We start from the raw sequence: 17,148 nt of genomic DNA, 5'->3' as shown, positions 1-17,148 counted from the left end.
CATGCGCGCCGCCGGCCTGACCGGCGCGGTGATCGCCCTGGTCGCCGCGCTTCTCCTCCCCTGGTACCTGACGCAGGACGGGCTCGGCCTGCTGCCGGAGCTGGGCCTCGGCTGGTTCGCCGATGCCGATTACGGACCGGCGCTCGGGCAGGCGCTGAGCCAGGGCCGCTGGTGGCTATGGCCGGCGGTGCTGGCGCCACTCGCCGCGCTGGCCGCGACGCTGGCGCCGCTGTCCCGCCGGGCGCGGGCCGGGTGGCTGCTGCTGGCGGGCGGGCTCGGCCTGGCGCTGCTGGTCGCGCAGGGCGAGGCGATCGGCGTGCGCGGCTGGCGCTTCGCCGGGCTGGAGACGCTGTTCGGCGTGCTGGACGACCGGCAGTTCGGCATCGGCTGGGGCGGCAGCCTGACGGCGATGGGGCTGGCGCTGGTGCTCGCCGCCGGCCTCGCCGGCCGCGGCGCCTTCCGGGGCGATGCCTTCACCGCCGCGGCCGCGACGGCGGTGGCGATTGGCGTGCTGCTCTTCACCTTCCTGCCGATCCTGGCGCTGCTGACCGACGCCTTCCGCGACGCCGCCGGCGCGGTCAGCCTGACCGCCTCGGTGCCGCGCCTGGCCGATGAGCGGCTGTGGGGGCTCGGCTGCCTTGCCGGGGCGCCGCGCTGCGGCGTGGTCTGGAACACCATTCTCCTGGCGGTCCTGACCGGCGCCGGCACCACGGCGCTCGGCCTCGCCTTCGCGCTGCTGGTGACGCGCGGGCGGCTGCGCTTCGCCCGCGCGCTGCGCTGGCTCACCGTGCTGCCGATCGTGACGCCGCCCTTCATCCTGGGGCTGGGGCTGATCCTGATCTTCGGCCGCTCGGGCCTCGTCTCGATCGCCGCCGCCGAATGGTTCGGGCTGGAGCTGGGGCGCTGGATCTACGGCCTGCCCGGCATCTTCCTGGCGCAGCTCTTCGCCTTCACGCCGATCGCCTTCCTGGTGCTGATCGGCGTCGTCGAAGGGCTGTCGCCGACGCTGGAGGAGGCGGCGTCGATGCTGCGCGCCTCGCCGGCGAAGATCTTCCGCACCGTCACCCTGCCGCTGCTGATGCCGGGGCTCGCGAATGCCTTCCTGCTCGGCTTCATCGAGAGCATCGCCGATTTCGGCAATGCGGTGGTGCTGGGCGGCGGCTTCAACGTCCTGGCCACCGAGATCTTCTTCACCGTGGTCGGCGCCCAGGCCGATCCGGGCCGCGCCGCCACGCTCTCCCTGGTGCTGCTGCTGATCGCCGGGCTGGTCTTCCTGGCGCAGAGCCGGCTGACGGGGCGGAAATCCTATGTCTCCATCGGCGGCAAGGGCGATTCCGGCCTGCCGCCGCCGCTGCCGCGCGGGGTGCGGCGCCTCTGCCTCGGCGTCGCGCTGCCCTGGGCGGGGCTGACCGTCGCGCTCTACGCGCTGGCCGTCTCGGGCGCCTTCGTCGAGGTCTGGGGCCGCGACTACACGCCGACGCTGCGCCACATGGTCAAGGCCTTCGAGATCGAGTGGAGCGGCGGCGCGCCGCGGCTCACCGGCCTTGCCTGGAACAGCGTGCTGACGACGCTCGAGCTCGCCGCGATCGCCGCGCCCGTCACCGCGCTGCTCGGCATCCTGGCGGCCTGGCTGTTCAGCCGCGCCCGCTTCGCCGGCAGGGGGCTGCTGGAATTCGCCACCCTGCTGTCCTTCGCCGTGCCCGGCACGGTGATCGGCGTCGCGTATCTGCGCGCCTTCAACCTGCCGCCGCTGGAACTGGCGGGGACGGGGGCGATCATCGTGATCTGCTTCATCTTCCGCAACCTGCCGGTGGGCCTGCGCTCCGGCATGGCGGCGATGGCGCAGATCGACCGCTCGCTGGACGAGGCCTCCCACACGCTGGGCGGCGGCGGGCTGGACGCGTTCCACCGCGTCCTGCTGCCGCTGCTGCGGCCGGCGATCATCGCCGGGCTGACCTATGCCTTCGTCCGCGCCATGACGACGATCAGCGCCGTCATCTTCCTGGTCACGGCGGAGACCGAGCTGGCCACGGTGTTCATCGTCAACCGCGTCATCAACGGCGATTACGGCCTGGCCATCGCCGTCGCCGTCGTGCTGATCGTGCTGATGCTGGCGGTGCTGGGGCTGGCGCAGCTCCTGGTCGGCCAGCGCCGCATCGGCCGCCGCGCCGTCCTGCCGGTGGCCACGGCACCCACCGCCACGCCAGGAGCCGCCGCATGACCCGCGCCGCCGAGATCCGCTTCGAGCACGTCACCAAGCGCTTCGGCGCCGCGACGGCAGTGCGCGACGTGTCCTTCGCCATCCCCGCTGGACAGCTCTGCACCCTGCTCGGCCCCTCGGGCTGCGGCAAGACGACCATCCTGCGGATGATCGCCGGGCTCGACTATCCGAGCGAAGGGCGGGTGATGATCGGCGGCCGCGACGTCTCCTCGCTGCCGCCGGCCGAGCGCGACGTCTCCATGGTGTTCCAGTCCTACGCGCTGTTCCCGCACATGACGGTGCTGGAGAATGTCGGCTACGGCCTGGTCGTCTCGGGCCGCGGCAAGGCGGCGGCGGGGGAGGCGGCGCGGGCCGCGCTGGCCTCGGTCGGGCTGGCGGGCTTCGAGGCACGGCTGCCCTCGGAGCTCTCGGGCGGGCAGCAGCAGCGTGTCGCCGTGGCGCGCGCCCTGGTGCTGGAACCCTCGGTGCTGCTGTTCGACGAGCCGCTGTCCAACCTCGACGCGCGGCTGCGGCGGCACATGCGCGAGGAGATCCGCGAGTTGCAGCAGCGGCTCGGCGTCACCGTCGCCTATGTGACGCACGACCAGAGCGAGGCGCTGGCGATCAGCGACAGGATCATCGTCATGAACACCGGCGTCATCGCCCAGGAAGGCACGCCGGCCGAGCTTTACGACGCGCCGCTCAATGCCTTCGTCGCCGGCTTCATCGGCGATGCCAACCGGCTGAAGGGGGATCTGCGGCGGCTGGATGCGCGGCAGGGCGAGGTGCGGCTCGGCCGGGCGCGGCTGACCCTGCCGCATCGCGGCCGCCCGGACGGGCCGGTGGAGGTGGCGCTGCGGCCGGAGGCGATCCGCCTGCTCGCGGCTGGCGACGCGGCGGCGGCCGTGGAGGGGCGGGTCACCAAGGCGGCCTATCTGGGCGGCGTCATGGAATACACGCTGGAGACGCCGCTCGGCCCGGTCTTCGCCATCGCGCCCTCGAGCGAGACCCGCCGGGCGCCGGGCGAGGCCGTCGGGCTCGGCCTGACCGGCCACGGCGTGGCGGTGCTGGCGGGATAGCGGGCCGCGCCGTCAGGGATGCGTTAACGGAAGTGACGGATAACGACAGGCGTTCTCAACGACAGGGACGCCTCTCATGGCCCGCCTCGCCCCGACCTCTCCGCCGCTCCGGCGCCGCGTGACCCGCCTGCTGCGCCGCTGGCTGGGCCAGGACGCCTACCGCCCGGAGCGGCATTACATGCGCGGCGGCCGCGCCGCGCCGCCGGGGTGAGCCGGACCCTCACGCGAAGAGGAAGCCGATCCGGTCCTCCTCCAGCACCGCACAGGTCAGCGGCCCGCCGGACCAGGCGGCCGTGTCGAGATTGATGCGGTTCGGCAGCACCTCTGGCTCAGCGCGGGCGGTATGGCCATGCACGACGACGAAGTCATGCGGCCCGGTCCAGGAGAGGAAGGGCTGGCGGATGCGCGTCAGATCCTCCGGCGCCTGGGCCGGGAAGGGTGTGCCGGGGCGCAGCCCCGCATGGACGAAGCAATAGCCGCCCTCCTGATGGAACAGGTCTAGCCCTTGCAGGAAGGCCTGGTGCGCGGGCGGGATGGCCGCCGCCCAGTCCGCCGCCGCCGCCTCGGGCGAGAGGCCGTAGCTTTCGAGCGTGGCCCGGCCGCCGCACCAGAGCCAGTCGGCCACATCCCCCGGGCCGCCCTCCAGCGCGGCCAGCATCGCCACCTCGTGATTGCCGGTCAGGTTCTTCACCGCGAGGTTCCGCGGCAGGGCGGCGCCGGTCATCCAGCGCAGCACGCCGGCGCTGTCGCCGCCCTTGTCGACGAAATCGCCGAGATGCAGCAACAGGCCCGACGGACCCGGCCGGGCCGCGTGGTCGGCGGCGATCAGCCCGTGCAGCGCGGCGAGGCGGTCGGCGCAGCCATGGATGTCGCCCACCGCGTAGATGCGCCGCCCGGCCGGCAGGCGGGCGGGGGCGGGACGGAAGGCGGGCACGCGCCTCAGCCCCCGATGCCCAGCCGCCGCAGCCGGTGCGCCGCCTCGGGATTCAGCGCGCCTTCCGGCATCCGTCCGGCGGCGAGGGCGGCGACCTGGCGCACCGTGTCCATCGCCTGATGCTCCGCCGCCTCACGCGTCAGCCCGCCGATATGCGGCGTGGCGACGACATCGGGGCGGCGGGCCAGGCGCGGGCTCGGCTTCTGGTCCGGGGCGCGGCCGACATCCATCGCCGCGCCCGCCAGATGGCCGGATTCGAGCGCCGCCTCCAGCGCCGCCTCGTTCACCAGCTCACCGCGCGCCAGGTTGATGAAGAAGCTGCCGCGCCGCATGGCCGCGAAGGCGGCGGCGTTCATCAGATCGGTGGTCTCCGGCGTGGCGGCGGCGAGGCAGACCACGAAGTCGGCGCCCGCGAGCAAAGCCTGGCGCGAGACCGGCTCGGCCTCCCCCTCCGCGATCGTCGCCGCCGGATCATGCGCCAGGACGCGCATGCCGAAGGCGCGCGCCAGCACCGCCATGCGCCGGGCGATGCGGCCATAGCCCAGCAGGCCCAGGGTCGCGGTGGAGAGCTGCAGGCCCGGGCGCGCCGGCGGCGCGGCGCTGTGCTGCCAGGCCGCGCTGGCCCGGGAGATGCCACGGGCCAGGTCGATCATCAGGCCGATGCCGAGTTCGGCGACGGCATCGACGAAGCCCGGTGTCGCCTGCGTCACCAGCACGCCGGCCTCGGAGGCGGCCGGCAGGTCGATGGTGCTGACATCCACCGCGCCGCGCAGGAAGGCGACGAGATCGGGCGCGGCGGCGAAGGTCTCCGCCAGGCCGGGCGTGGCGCGGTGGGCGATGATCGCCTGGCAGCCGGCCGCGGCCTCGGCCAGCGCGGCGCCGGCCAGCACGCGGCCGCTGGTGTTGCGGACCACCTCGGCATGCTCGCGCAGCGCGGCCAGCGCGCGGTCGCCGAAATAGCCCGCGAAGGCCTCGTCGGTATGGGTGAGATAGACCTTCATTCCGGGCATCGTCCTGGGGCCGGCGGCTTGGGCATGTTCGTCGCTCCCTGTTCCCGGACCCTGCGTGTCCCTGGATCGGCCCGGCGTCCGGCCAGAGTGGGCGCCGGCTCCGCCCGGGGCAAGCGGCGGCTCAGCGATGGCGGCGCCAGAGGCGGGGACGCCAGAGGCGGAGGCGGCGGAACAGGCCGCGCCGGGAGGGCGCCTCGAACATCTCCTCCGGCCCTTCGGGGTCGAGGATCTCGTTGTCGGCCAGCCAGGCCTCCACCGCGTTGAGATCGGGCGTCTCGTAGGGGCGCAGGCTGCGGCCGGGTCCGCGCAACGCCTCGATGGTGTCGATCAGGGAGCCGCCCTCCGCCAGCCGCCGGGTGATCTCCGCGGGGGGAACGCCAAGATGCTCGGCCAGCAGCCCGTCGCGGATCGCCGCGATGGCGGGGCCGGCCGCGGCATTGGCGGGGCGCGCCGCATCGATCACCACGTCGCATTCGGTGTCGAGCCGCAGCGAGCGGTTGTTCAGGTTGGAGGAGCCGATGCGCAGCACCTCCTCGTCGATCACCAGGATCTTGGCATGCACGTAGATCGGCGTGCCGCCCGCGGTATAGGGATGGTAGAGGCGGAAACGCCCGTTCCGGTCGTGCCGGCGCAGGGCCTCGCGCAGCCGCGCGCGCGCCGTGTCCATGGCGATGGGCTCAAGCCAGCCCTGGGCGGTGAGCGGATTGATCAGCACGATCTCCGGCCCGTCCGGCTCATCCAGGCGGCGCGCGATGGCCTCGGCGATGCGGCGCGAGGAGAAGTACTGGCTTTCGGCATAGATCCGCCGCCGGGCCCGGGCGATCAGCGCGAGGTACAGCGCCTCGATCTCGTGCACCGCCTCGGTATCGCCGTTGCCGGGCAGGGTGCGCGCGATGCCGACCTCGATCTCGGTGAAGTCCGGGCCCAGCCCTTCCGGCCAGAAAGGCCCGCGCGTCGGCACCGGCGCCAGCGCCGCGCCGCCGGCGCAGCGCCAGCGCTCGCGCGCCAGGTCGCCGATCGCCCGCGCGGCGGCGCCTTCCAGCGCGGTGGTGGCGTCGTGCCAGGGCGGGTAGGGCCGGCCGCCGGGCTTGCGGCGGCGCGGCTCGTCGTCGCGGTGCTCGCGCCGGTCCCAGCGGTCGGCGGTCATGTCGATGCCGCCGCAGAAGGCGAGGCTGTCGTCGAGCACGACGATCTTCTGGTGGTGCGAGGCGCCCGGCGGGTGCGCGCCGTCGAGCTGCAGGGTGATGCGCGGGTGGTGCATCCAGCGCAGCACGTAGAGCAGGGTATTGCCGCGGAACAGCGCGGCGAGGGCGCCGAGCCGCCAGCGCAGCACATTGACCTCCAGCGCCGGCCGGCGACGCACCAGCCAGAGGATGAAGTCGCCGAGGCGCTCCGGCCCGCCATCCTCCTCCGCCCCCGGCAGGACGATGCGGGCGTCGAAGTCCCAGCCGACCAGCATGATGCGCCGCTCGGCGGCCAGCATGGCGGCGCGGGCGGCGCGGAAATAGGCGTCCGCGTCGATGATGACGGCGACGCGGCTCGCGGGCTCGATGCGCCAGCAGGCGGCGCCGGGCTGGAGGAGGGTATCCGGGGCGGCCGGCTGCAGATCCATGCCTCCTCCATCCCATTGCCGCCGGGTGCCGGGCAAGCCCCCCAGGCGCGGGGGCCGGATCGAAGTCCGCACGGAAAGGCGGGCTGGCAGCGGCTTGGCAGGCCCCGGCTTGGCAGGTCCCGTCCGGCCATGCCACTCTGCCGCAGAGAGCCGATTCAAAGGCCATGCTGGAGGAGTGTCCGAATGTCTGAGATCGTTTCCACGATCCCCCCCGCCTTGTCCGGACGTCCGGCCCATCCCGGGCGCCGCGCCCTGCTCCAGGGGGCGCTGGCCGCCGGCAGCCTGGTGCTGGCAGGACGGCACGCCCAGGCCCAGACGCAGAAGCCGGCCGAGATCAAGGTCGGCATCGCCACCTATCTCTCGGGCCCGGCCAGCGTCTTCGGCGTGCCGGCGCGGCAGGCGGCGGAGATGCTCTTCGAGCAGCTCAACGAGGCCGGCGGCATCGGCGGCGTCAAGGCGCGGCCGATCTTCGTCGATGAGGGGCCGGGCGTGGACCATTTCGTCGGCGAGTACCGGCGGCTGGTGCAGAGCGAGAACGTCAACCTGATCTTCGCCGGCATCTCGTCGGCGGATTGCCTGGCCTGCGCGCCGCTGGCCGATGAGCTGAAGCGCCCGACCCTGCTCTGGGACTGCGGCACGCAGCGCATCTTCGAGGAGGGCAAGTACGGCTATGCCTACCGGCCCCAGGCCAATGCCACGCCCGAGGTGCTGGCGGCGGTCCTCTACCTCCTGAAGGTGAAGCCGGACTTCCGCTCCATCGCCGTGGTCAACCAGGACTACGCCTGGGGCCGGGATTCCTGGGAGATCTTCCGCACCGCGCTGAACACGCTGAAGCCCGGCGTGCGCGTCGCCGCCGAGCTCTTCCCCCGCTTCGGCGCCACCGACTACTCGACCGAGGTGACGCGTCTGCTGGCGCTGCGCCCGGATGTCATCTTCTCCACCCACTGGGGCGGCGACCTCGACGCGCTGATCCGGCAATCCTCCGACCGCAGGCTGTTCGAGCGCAGCACCTTCGTGCTGCCGCTGGCGGAATCCTCGCTGGAGCGCGTCGGCCGCGCGCTGCCGCCGGGCCACATCATCGGCGCCCGCGGCGACCACTGGTTCCTGCATCCCAGCCCCCGCGACCCGGCGCTGCTGAAGCGCTTCACCGACGAGTACCGCAAGCGCTTCAACACCTACCCGATCTACTCGACGCACCACATGGCGCAGGCCGTCTTCGCCATGAAGGCGGGCTACGACAAGGCGATGGCCAGCAAGGGTGGCGCCTGGCCGAACGACGCCGAGCTGGCGGCGGCCTTCAAGGGGCTCGAGTTCCCGTCGCTCACCGGCACCATCCGCATCCGCGAGGACGGGCAGGGGCTGGAGGACCAGCTGATCGGCACCACCGTGCAGACCGAGCAGTATCCCTTCCCGGTGATGACCGACATGATGGTCATGCCGGGCGAAATGGTCACCACCCCGGTCGGCCAGAAGAGCACCGATTGGCTCAAGACGCTGACGCCCGACATCCTCGGCAAGCTGCCGCAGCCCGTCGCCCACAAGCTCTGAACCGATGGGAAACTGGCTGGCCGAGAACGGCCTGCTGCTGGGCCTCGCCGCGCTGGACGGATTGTCCTACGCGGCGGCGGTCTTCATGGTGGCGGTCGGGCTGAACCTCGTCTTCGGCGTGCTGCGCGTGCTCAACATCGCCCATGGCAGCCTCTATGCCATCGGCGGATACTCGGCCGCCGCGCTGGGGCTCTTCCTGATCGGCGCCGGCCTGCCGGAATGGATCTCCTACCCGGCGCTGCTGGTCGCGGCGCTGCTGGTCGGCGCCGTGCTCGGCCCGCCGATCGAGCGGCTGCTGCGGCGCATGCAGGACCACGAGCCGGTGTTGCAGCTGCTGATCACCTTCGCGCTGTTCATGATCCTCGAGGATCTGCAGAAGCTGCTCTTCGGCGTGCAGCCGGTGGTCTCGGACGCGCCGGTGCGGCTGCTCGGCACCGTGGACGTGCCCTTCGGCGCCGACGTCATCCCGTTCAACACCTACCAGCTCTTCGTGCTGCCGGGCATCGCGCTGTTCACCCTGGCGGGCCTCGCCTGGTTCCTGCGGCGGACGCTGTCGGGGCGGATGATCGTGGCCGTCACCACCGACCGCGAGGCGGCCCGCGCCATGGGCATCGACGCGGCGAAGGTGACGATGCTGACCTTCACCGCCGGCGCGGCGCTGGCGGCGCTGGGCGGCGCGCTGGCCTCGCCCACCGTCTCGCTGGTGCCGGGCGTCGGCGCGCAGACCATCGTGCTCTCCTTCGCCGTGGTGGCGACGGCGGGGCTCGGGCAGATCGAGGGGGCGGCCATCGCCGCGCTGCTGATCGGGCTCGGCCGCTCCTTCGCGGTCTATTTCGAGCCGGAGCTGGAGGTCGTCGTGCCCTATCTCATCATGGTCGCGGTGCTGCTGGTGCGGCCGCAGGGGCTGTTCGGCGTGACGGAGACCCGACGCATATGAGCCGGACCGCCGAACTCCTTCTCGCCCTGCTGGCGGCGGCGGCGGTGCTCGCCCTCGCCTGGGCGGTGCCCTGGCTGCGCTTCGTGCTGACCATCGCCATGGCCAAGGGCCTCGCCGTGCTCGGCATCCTGCTGCTGCTGCGCGCCGGACAGGTCAGCTTCGGCCATGCGCTGTTCCTCGCCTTCGCCGCCTATATCGTCGCCTTCCTGGCGCCGCTGCTGCCGGAGGCGACGCTGCTGCTGCCGGTGGCGGCGCTCGGCTCGGCGCTGCTCGGCCTCCTCGTCGGCCTCTTCGTGGTGCGCTACCGCGAGATCTTCTTCGGCATGCTGAACCTCGCGCTCAGCATGGTCTTCTACTCGCTGCTGGAGAAGCTCTACTCCATCACCCACGGGACGGACGGCATCCGCCTGCCGCCGGTGCGCTTCCTGGGCCAGGCGCTGGAGGGCCCGGCCTATGGCTGGGCGGTGCTGATCCTGGCGCTCGTGCTGGCGCTCGGCTTCGGCGCGCTGGTCCGGGTCTACCTGGCCTCGCCGATGGGGCAGGCGCTGGCCGGCATCAAGACGCGCGAGGCGCGGCTGGAGTTCATGGGCGTCTCGGCGCGGCGCGTGCTGCTCTCGGCCTATGTTCTCGCGGCGCTGATGGCCGGCTGCGGCGGCGCCATCCTCTCCATGGCCTCGCGCCACGTCACCCCGGCGCTCGCCTACTGGACCGCCTCGGGCGAGCTGGTCTTCATCGCCATCCTGGGCGGCGCGGGCAGCGTCTTCGGACCCTTCCTCGGCGCCATCGCCTATGAGCTGACGCGGGTCTACGCGGCGGCGACGGTCGCCGACGCCTGGCAGATGATCCTGGGCGCGGTGCTGCTGCTGGTCATCCTCTTCGCGCCCGGCGGGCTGTGGGGGATCGGCCGGTCGCTGCTGGCGAAGCGGGGTGCGGCATGAGCGTGCTGCTCTCGGCCCAGGGGCTGAAGCTCGCCTTCGGCGGGGTGAAGGCCGCCGACGGCATCGATCTCGACGTGATGGAGGGCGAGTTCCTCGCCATCATCGGCCCGAACGGCGCCGGCAAGACCACCTTCATCAACATGACCACCGGCTACCTGAAGCCGCAGGCGGGCCGCATCACCTATCGCGGGCAGAGCCTGCTCGGGCTGTCGCCGCGCCGGATCGTCGATCTCGGGGTGGCGCGCTCCTTCCAGCTTCCGCAGCTCTTCACCGAGCACACGGTGCTCGAGAACGTGGCGCTGGCGATCGCCGCGCGGGAGGGCGTCTGGTCGCCCTTCGCGCCGCTGCTGCGCCCGGCCTTCCGCCGCGAGGCGGAGGAGGTGCTGGCGCGGTTCGGCCTGGAGGCGCTGGCGGAGCGGCGGGGCGACGCGCTGAACGAGGGTGCCCGCAAGCTGGCCGACATCGCCATGGCGGTGGCGCTGCGCCCGCGCCTGCTGCTGATGGACGAGCCGACCAGCGGTGTCGCCGCCGCCGACAAGATGGGCGTGGTGGAGACGCTGGTGCGGGTGCTGCGCGAGGCGAAGGTGACCGCCGTCTTCGTCGAGCACGACATGGAGGTGGTGGCGCGCTTCGCCGACCGCGTGGCGGTCTGGGGGCAGGGGCGCATCATGGCGCTCGGTCCGCCGCAACAGGTGCTGAACGATCCGCAGGTGCTGCGCGACGTCATCGGCATCGCGCCGCAGGAGGCTGGTCATGCTCCGGCTTGAGGGCATTTCCGTGGACATCGCGCAGGCGACGGTGCTGCGCGGCGTCTCGCTGCATGTGCCGGCGGGCGGGCGCGTGGCGCTGATCGGCCGCAACGGTGCCGGCAAGACCACGACGCTGCGGACCCTGATGGGCCTGCTGGAGCCGCGTGGCGGCAGCATCACGCTGGACGGCAGGCCTTGCGACGGCGTGCCGGCGCATCATCGTGCCCGGCTCGGCATCGGCTACGCGCCCGAGGAGCGCAGGCTCTTCGGCAGCTTCACGGTGGAGGAGAACCTGCTGCTGCCCGCGCAGGTGCTCGGCCTGCCCGGGGCGGAGGTGCGGCGGCGGCTGGAGGCGGTCTATGAGCTGCTGCCGGAGCTGCGCGGCTTCGCGCCGCGCAAGGCCGCCGGGCTCTCGGGCGGGCAGGGCAAGATGGTGGCGCTGGGCCGCGCGCTGATGGTCGGCACCCGCGCCGTGCTGCTGGACGAGCCTTTCCAGGGCCTCGCTCCCGCCCTGGCGCTGCGCTACGCCGAGGCGCTGGCGCGGCTGCGCACGGCACTGCCCGACGTCGCCATCCTCATCACCGAGAGCAGCCCGGATCTTCTCCGCGCGCTGGTGGACAGCACCTTCGTGATCGAGCGGGGCGAGATTGCCGCCGCCTGACGCATGACCCAGCCGACCCTGACCGAGACCATCCGCCAGGTGCTGGCCGATGACATCACCGCGGGGCGGCTGGCGCCGGGCGGCGAGATCGACGAGAGCGCCGTGGCCGAGCGCTTCGGCGCCTCCCGCACGCCGGTGCGGGAGGCGCTGCGCGAGCTGGCTTCGGCCGGCCTGGTCGAGATCACGCCCAGGCGGGGGGTGCGCGTCACCGCCGTCAGCATCGAGCAGCTGGGCGAGTGGTTCGAGCTGATGGCCGAGACCGAGGCGATGTGCGCGCGGCTCGCGACCTTCCGCATGACGCCGGCCGAGCGCTTCGCCCTGCAGAGCCTGCACGCCGATTTCGATCCCGCGGCGGCGGGGCTGGATGTCTATGACGACTACAACCGCCGCTTCCACAGCCTGCTCTACCAGGGCACCCACAACGGCGTGCTGGCCACGCACGCGGCGGCGATGCGGCTGCGGCTCGCCCCCTATCGCCGCGCGCAGTTCCGGGAGGAGCAGCGCATCGGCCATTCCCACGAGGAGCATGCGGCGATCCTGGAGCGCCTGCTGCGCGGGGCGGGGGAGGAGGCGGCGCAGCTGATGCGCGGCCACATGCTCTCGGCCAGTGCGGCGCTCGCGCAGTATATGCGCCGCGCCAAGGAGGGCTGAGGGGCGCCGCTCCCCAACCCCGTCTCGCCGCCGCTCAGAGCGGCTCGCCGGCGCCCGTCCCATGATGCGGCGTCGGGATGCACCATTCCTCGCCGCGCGGCGTGGTCACGTATTCCGGCCAGCGCAGATCGACCGGCGGGTCGAAATCCGCGGGCAGCAGCGGCCCCACCCATTTCGAGCCGCCGACGCCGCCGCCGGTGCGCTCGCGGAACTCGGCCTGCGCCGCCTCCAGCGCGCCGGGCTTCGCGGCGAGGTCGAGCAGGGTCAGCGCCATGGTGCGGCCGGCGACGAACATCCCCGGATCCACCGCCTCCGGCAGGCCGCCCAGGGCGTTGTAGGTCCAGGCCGGATAGGCGTAGCCCGGCCCCGGCGGCCGCAGCCGCGGGCGCGCGGCCAGCAGGCGCACCGTGGGGCAGTGCCAGGAATACTCGACATAGTCGTCGGCCGAGAGGTGCATCTGCCAGGGCGGCAGCCCGCCGCGCAGCTTGGCCTCGTTCTCCTCCGGCGACATCAGGCGGGAGACATTGGCGATGAAGGGATCGGCCATCGGCTCCAGGCCGAGGTTCCTCTGGATGGCGCGGCCGAACTCCAGCGCCGCCTCCGGATAGCGTGGCGCGCCCACCTCCTGCAGGTTGGCCCAGGTGAGCTCCGTCATCGCCGTGTTCGGCAGGCCGACGCGGGTCTTCGTCACCCAGCGGACGAAGGCGCGGCAGCCGGTGCTGGCGGCGACATGGCGGGCGTTGTTGGCCAGCACCTTCCAGATCTGCTCCTGGATGGCGAGGGAGGAGGAGCGCCAGGAGTACTGGATCTGGCTGAAGCGTGGCGGCAGGTTGTCCGAGGTCGCACCGCCATCGCCGAGGATGTACTCGTTCAGCGTCCAGGAGCCGGTGTGCGGGAACATCGCCTCCTTGGTGTACTTCGTGGTCGTGTACATCAGGCAGAGCGCATCCACCGCGCCGGGGCAGCGGGCGATGGCGTGCGAGGCGTCGATCGGCATCAGCGAGGGATCGACCCAGGTCTCGGGCGCCTCGGCCTCGAAGCTGATGACGGCGCTCCAATAGGCGCCGAAATGCGTCTCGCCCGTGACGGTATTGGCCGGCCAGGGGTGCCAGACCACGGCGGCGTCAAGGTCGTCGAAATAGCCCTTGGCGGCGTGGATCGGCTTGGAGCCGCAGACCTTCTCGGCCGGCTCGCCGAACAGTTTCAGCCGCCCCTTCACCCCGTGCTGCTGCATCGCCGCCTTGGCGGCCAGGATCGCCGTCAGCGCCGCGGTGCCGAGCACGGAATGCGGATCGGTGTGCCCGGCCGCATAGGGATGCAGGCCCTCGCGCGGCGCCTTGTAGGGCACCACCTGCTGCGAATTGCCGGGCACCGCGTCGTACTCGGAGAAGCTCGCCAGCACCGGGCCGCCATCGCCCCAGCTGGCGGCGAAGGCGGTCGGCATCTGGCCGGAGCCTTCCTCGACCGCGAAGCCCTCGGCGCGCAGGATCTCGACATAGTCGCGCATCGAGCGGTATTCGCGCCAGGCCGGCTCGGCATGGCTCCAGATCCGCGCGTTGAAGGCGGAGAGCCGCGCCTCGTTTCCGCTGATCCAATCCATCGCGGATCGGCGCAGCGCCTGCAGTTGTTCCATCGGAGCAATCTTCCCGTTTGCGGTCCGGCTCAGGCCGGGCGGACGTTCCAGAAGGTGGCGAAGCCGTCGAGCACGCCGGTGATGCCGTTGCGGTAGGCGGTGGGCTGCATGTACTGGCCGAGCGGCACATAGGGCACGCTCCGCATCGCCTGCAGCTGGATGTCGCGGCAGATCGCGGCCTGCGCGGCCTCGTCCGGAGCGTCGAACCAGGCATCGTGCAGACCGTTGATCCGCTCGTCCACGGACCAGCCGGCGTAGCTGCCATCGGCGCGGAGCGCCATGTGCACGGCGGGGTTCAGCCAGTCGGTGCCGGACCAGGTGGTGACGAAGCCGCTCCAGCCGCCGTCCTCCGGCCGGTCGCGGCGGTTGCGCCGCTGCAGCATGGCGTTGAACTCGACGGCGTAGATCTCGACATTCATGCCGACCCGCGTCAGCACATCGACCGCCACCGAGCCGAGCGCCATGCCGGCCGCGGTGTTGTTGCCGGCCATGATGACGACCTTCTCGCCCTTGTAGCCGGCATCCCGGATCGCCTGCCGCGCCTTCTCGATCTCGCGCGGACCCTTCAGCACGTCGAGCCCGGCCTCCGAGCCCATCGGCGTGCCGGGGCAGAAGAAGCCGAGCGGCACGTGGAAGAGGGCGGGATCGTCCACGCCGACGATCGCCTGCATGCAGTCGGACTGGCTGAAGGCGCCCCACAGCGCGCGGCGGATCTCCGGGTTGTCGAAGGGCGGGTGCAGGTGGTTCAGCCGCAGCATGGTGACGAAGCCGGTCGGGTCGAGGACCCGCGTGGTCACGTTGCGCGTGCGCTTCAGCAGCGGCAGCTGGTCGTGATAGGCGTATTCCTGCCAGTCCTGCTCGCCGGAAAGCAGCGCCGCGGTGGCCGTGCCGCTGTCGGGGATCGAGCGCCATTCGACCCGGTCGTAATGCACGACCTTGGGGCCCGAGGTCCAGGACAGCGCGCCGTCCCTGCGCGGCACGTACTTCTCGAACTTCGTGTAGACGTTCAGCGAGCCGGCCACCCGCTCATCCGCCTTGAAGCGGAACGGCCCGCTGCCGATGATCTCCGGCACCGGCTTGAAGGGATCGGTCCTGGCCAGCCGCTCCGGCATCATGGCGCAGACCGGCACCGAGGCCTTGCCCAGCGCGATCGGCAGCAGGGGGAAGGGCTTCTTCAGGCGGAAGCGGATGGTCTTGTCGTCGGGAGCGGAGAGTTCGTCGACCACCGCCATCAATGAGGCGCCGAAGACATCGCGCTTGCCCCAGCGCTGCAGGCTGGCGACGCAGTCGCGCGCCAGGACGGGCTCGCCATCGTGCCAGAACAGGCCGTCGCGCAGCGTCAGGTCCCAGCGCCGGCCGTCCTCCTCGATGCGGTGGCCATCGACCATCTGCGGCGTGGCGCGGTAGTTGCCGTCCATGCCGTAGAGCGTGTCGAAGACCATGTAGGCGTGGTTGCGGGTGATGTAGCCCGTCGTCAGGATCGGATCGAGCGTGACCAGGTCCTGCTGCGGCGTGAAGCGCAGCGTCGTGGCCGAGGCCGCCCGCAGCCGGGCGGGCAGGGCAAGGGCCGTCGCGCCGGCCCCAACCCCCTGCAGCAGACTCCGTCGTTTCATTCCCGATATCCTTCCAGCTTGCTCTGGCGGGCGCATGCTCCGCCGGTTCGCCGTCCTCTGGCCCGCCCTGGCTCCCTGTCACCGGGAGCTTCTTCCGGGCGGCCTTCCTCGTCCCAGTCCTTCGTCGCGACGGCGCTCAGCCCGCCGCCGTTTCGGCCAGCAGCCGGTCGCCGGAGGCCAGCAGCCGCGCCTTCAGCGCCGCCAGGCCCGGATGCAGCAACCGCCCCTCCCGCTTCACCACCCGGCCGCCGATCAGCACGGTGCGGATATCCGCCGCCTGCGCGAAGTGGAGCAGCGCCTGCTCCGGCTCCCGCGCGCCGATCATGTTCAGGCTGTCCCGTCCGACGACAAGAAGATCGGCCTGCTTGCCGGGCGTCAGCGAGCCGATGCGGTGGTCGAGGCGCAGCGCCCTGGCGTTGTTGAGCGTCGCCCAGCGCAGCACGTCGGCATGCCGCGGCGTGACCTCGCGGATGGGCGAGCCGCTGGTCGCGCGCTCCATCGGCGCGCCGCGTCCCGCCGGCAGCGCGGCGACGGTGCGCTGGTTACTGAAAATCCGCTGCGCCTGCAGGGCGAAGCGCATGCAGTCCAGCATGCCGCCGCCATTCAGCACCTCGGTGTCCGGCGCGATGGAGGGCGCGCCGCCCAGCGCCGCGACCCGCCCGCTCAGCGGCTCCCGCGCATTGCCGCGCAGCTCGGCCGCGGCGGTGGCGGTGACCGAGACGCCGCTGTCGACGATGACGCGCAACTCGTCATCCCGGAGGTAGGTGCCATGGACCAGGTTGTGGTCGGGGCCGATCAGCCCTTCCGCCGCCAGCGCCTTGTATCCGTCGGGCTGCAGCCGGTTGTCGTTGCCCCAGACGTGGGCGGATGAGAGCAGGCCGTATTCCCGCGCCAGGGCGAAGTCGGCGCGGCAGACCTCGAGCGTGGAATAGTCCGGCCCCAGGATGCAGGCGGCGAGGGTGACGCGCGCCTCGTCGCTGGCCAGCGGGCCGGTCCGCAGGCGGCGGATCTCGGCGGCGGGATGCGGCACCTCGGAGAAATGCGGCTCGCCGGGGCGGGGCGCCGGCTTCACCGTGCCATGGCCGAAGACGGCGCGGATGCCGCTCTCCAGGAGCCCCTCCAGCGCGGCGTCGGTATGCTCCGGGGTGGCATTGCCATGGCACCAGTCGAACAGGGTGGTGGTGCCGGCATCGATCTGCGCCAGGGCGCCGACCAGCGTGCCGATGCGCAGGTCCTCCGGCGTGAAGCGGGGGCCGAGCTGCGCGTGCAGGATGCGGAAGTAGTCGGCGCTGCTCCAGTCCCCGCCGATGCCGCGCAGGGCCGTCTGCCAGCTGTGCAGGTGCGCGTTGACCAGGCCGGGCAGCACGATGCAGCCCGCGGCGTCGATCACCTCGGCGCCGTTGGCCTCGAGGGAGGGGCCGATGGCCAGGATCCGGTCGCGCTCCAGCAGCACGTCGCCCCGCGGCAATACGCCGATCCGATCGTCCATCGAGAGGATCGTGCCACTCCGGATCAGCTTGCGCACGGCGCATTCTCCTCGCGGTGCGCGGGACGGCGCTACGGCGGTTGAGCAGGCGGCCGAT

General features: G+C 72.3%; 15 protein-coding genes. 9 read left to right on the top strand and 6 right to left on the bottom strand.

Annotated features, from left to right (window positions below):
- The first annotated feature begins 1 nt into the window (after position 1).
- The 3 genes from ACF3NH_RS00840 (at position 2) to ACF3NH_RS00830 (ending at position 3,490) form a co-directional block, all read left to right on the top strand.
- Positions 2–2,221 carry an ABC transporter permease gene (locus ACF3NH_RS00840; protein ID WP_422921522.1) on the top strand — a complete coding sequence of 740 codons (2,220 nt, stop codon included), beginning with the start codon at positions 2–4 and terminating at the stop codon, positions 2,219–2,221.
- Positions 2,218–3,279 carry an ABC transporter ATP-binding protein gene (locus tag ACF3NH_RS00835; RefSeq protein WP_422921521.1) on the top strand — a complete coding sequence of 354 codons (1,062 nt, stop codon included), beginning with the start codon at positions 2,218–2,220 and terminating at the stop codon, positions 3,277–3,279. The genes ACF3NH_RS00840 and ACF3NH_RS00835 overlap by 4 nt, the downstream gene beginning before the upstream one ends.
- 76 nt (positions 3,280–3,355) lie before the next feature.
- Positions 3,356–3,490 carry a hypothetical protein gene (locus tag ACF3NH_RS00830; protein WP_422921520.1) on the top strand — a complete coding sequence of 45 codons (135 nt, stop codon included), beginning with the start codon at positions 3,356–3,358 and terminating at the stop codon, positions 3,488–3,490.
- A gap of 9 nt (positions 3,491–3,499) precedes the next feature.
- On the opposite strand, the gene ACF3NH_RS00825 is transcribed toward ACF3NH_RS00830, so the two are convergent.
- The 3 genes from ACF3NH_RS00825 to ACF3NH_RS00815 all read right to left on the bottom strand — a co-directional run bounded on the left by ACF3NH_RS00825 (position 3,500) and on the right by ACF3NH_RS00815 (position 6,835).
- Positions 3,500–4,213, bottom strand: coding sequence for a metallophosphoesterase (locus tag ACF3NH_RS00825; RefSeq protein WP_422921519.1), 714 nt, complete (start codon positions 4,211–4,213; stop codon positions 3,500–3,502).
- A gap of 5 nt (positions 4,214–4,218) precedes the next feature.
- Positions 4,219–5,214, bottom strand: a complete 996-nt coding sequence (locus ACF3NH_RS00820) for an NAD(P)-dependent oxidoreductase (protein ID WP_422921518.1) — start codon at positions 5,212–5,214, stop codon at positions 4,219–4,221.
- A 130-nt stretch (positions 5,215–5,344) separates the two neighbouring features.
- Positions 5,345–6,835, bottom strand: a complete 1,491-nt coding sequence (locus ACF3NH_RS00815) for a phospholipase D-like domain-containing protein (protein WP_422921517.1) — start codon at positions 6,833–6,835, stop codon at positions 5,345–5,347.
- A 183-nt stretch (positions 6,836–7,018) separates the two neighbouring features.
- On the opposite strand from ACF3NH_RS00815, the gene ACF3NH_RS00810 reads away from it, so the two are divergent.
- The 6 genes from ACF3NH_RS00810 to ACF3NH_RS00785 are packed head-to-tail and all read left to right on the top strand — an operon-like array spanning position 7,019 to position 12,319.
- Positions 7,019–8,383 (top strand): ABC transporter substrate-binding protein, encoded by a 1,365-nt coding sequence (locus tag ACF3NH_RS00810; protein WP_422921516.1) that lies wholly within the window; start codon positions 7,019–7,021, stop codon positions 8,381–8,383.
- A 4-nt stretch (positions 8,384–8,387) separates the two neighbouring features.
- Positions 8,388–9,320, top strand: a complete 933-nt coding sequence (locus tag ACF3NH_RS00805; RefSeq protein ID WP_422921515.1) for a branched-chain amino acid ABC transporter permease — start codon at positions 8,388–8,390, stop codon at positions 9,318–9,320.
- A complete protein-coding gene (locus ACF3NH_RS00800; RefSeq protein ID WP_422921514.1) occupies positions 9,317–10,258 on the top strand; it encodes a branched-chain amino acid ABC transporter permease in 942 nt (313 codons plus the stop codon). The genes ACF3NH_RS00805 and ACF3NH_RS00800 overlap by 4 nt, the downstream gene beginning before the upstream one ends.
- Complete coding sequence (locus ACF3NH_RS00795; RefSeq protein ID WP_198364400.1) at positions 10,255–11,025, top strand: ABC transporter ATP-binding protein; 771 nt, start codon at positions 10,255–10,257, stop codon at positions 11,023–11,025. The genes ACF3NH_RS00800 and ACF3NH_RS00795 overlap by 4 nt, the downstream gene beginning before the upstream one ends.
- The gene (locus ACF3NH_RS00790) at positions 11,012–11,668 is read left to right on the top strand and encodes an ABC transporter ATP-binding protein (protein WP_422921513.1); all 657 of its coding nucleotides are present in this window, start codon (positions 11,012–11,014) and stop codon (positions 11,666–11,668) included. Before ACF3NH_RS00795 ends, ACF3NH_RS00790 begins: the two co-directional genes overlap by 14 nt.
- 3 nt (positions 11,669–11,671) lie before the next feature.
- Positions 11,672–12,319, top strand: a complete 648-nt coding sequence (locus tag ACF3NH_RS00785) for a GntR family transcriptional regulator (RefSeq protein ID WP_422921512.1) — start codon at positions 11,672–11,674, stop codon at positions 12,317–12,319.
- 34 nt (positions 12,320–12,353) lie between these two features.
- Here the strand turns inward: ACF3NH_RS00785 and ACF3NH_RS00780 are convergent, their stop codons facing one another.
- The 3 genes from ACF3NH_RS00780 to ACF3NH_RS00770 form a co-directional block, all read right to left on the bottom strand.
- A complete protein-coding gene (locus ACF3NH_RS00780; RefSeq protein ID WP_422921511.1) occupies positions 12,354–13,952 on the bottom strand; it encodes a M20/M25/M40 family metallo-hydrolase in 1,599 nt (532 codons plus the stop codon).
- A gap of 29 nt (positions 13,953–13,981) precedes the next feature.
- Positions 13,982–15,565 carry an ABC transporter substrate-binding protein gene (locus tag ACF3NH_RS00775; RefSeq protein WP_422921510.1) on the bottom strand — a complete coding sequence of 528 codons (1,584 nt, stop codon included), beginning with the start codon at positions 15,563–15,565 and terminating at the stop codon, positions 13,982–13,984.
- Positions 15,566–15,701: 136 nt separating this feature from the next.
- Positions 15,702–17,090 (bottom strand): amidohydrolase family protein, encoded by a 1,389-nt coding sequence (locus tag ACF3NH_RS00770; RefSeq protein ID WP_422921509.1) that lies wholly within the window; start codon positions 17,088–17,090, stop codon positions 15,702–15,704.
- Between the last annotated feature and the right edge of the window lie 58 nt (positions 17,091–17,148).

The sequence above is a fragment of the Pseudoroseomonas sp. WGS1072 genome (assembly GCF_049340465.1).
GTDB lineage: Bacteria > Pseudomonadota > Alphaproteobacteria > Acetobacterales > Acetobacteraceae > Pseudoroseomonas.
The sequence above is the reverse complement of the archived record's forward strand: the minus strand, read 5'-3'. Positions and strand labels throughout refer to the sequence as shown.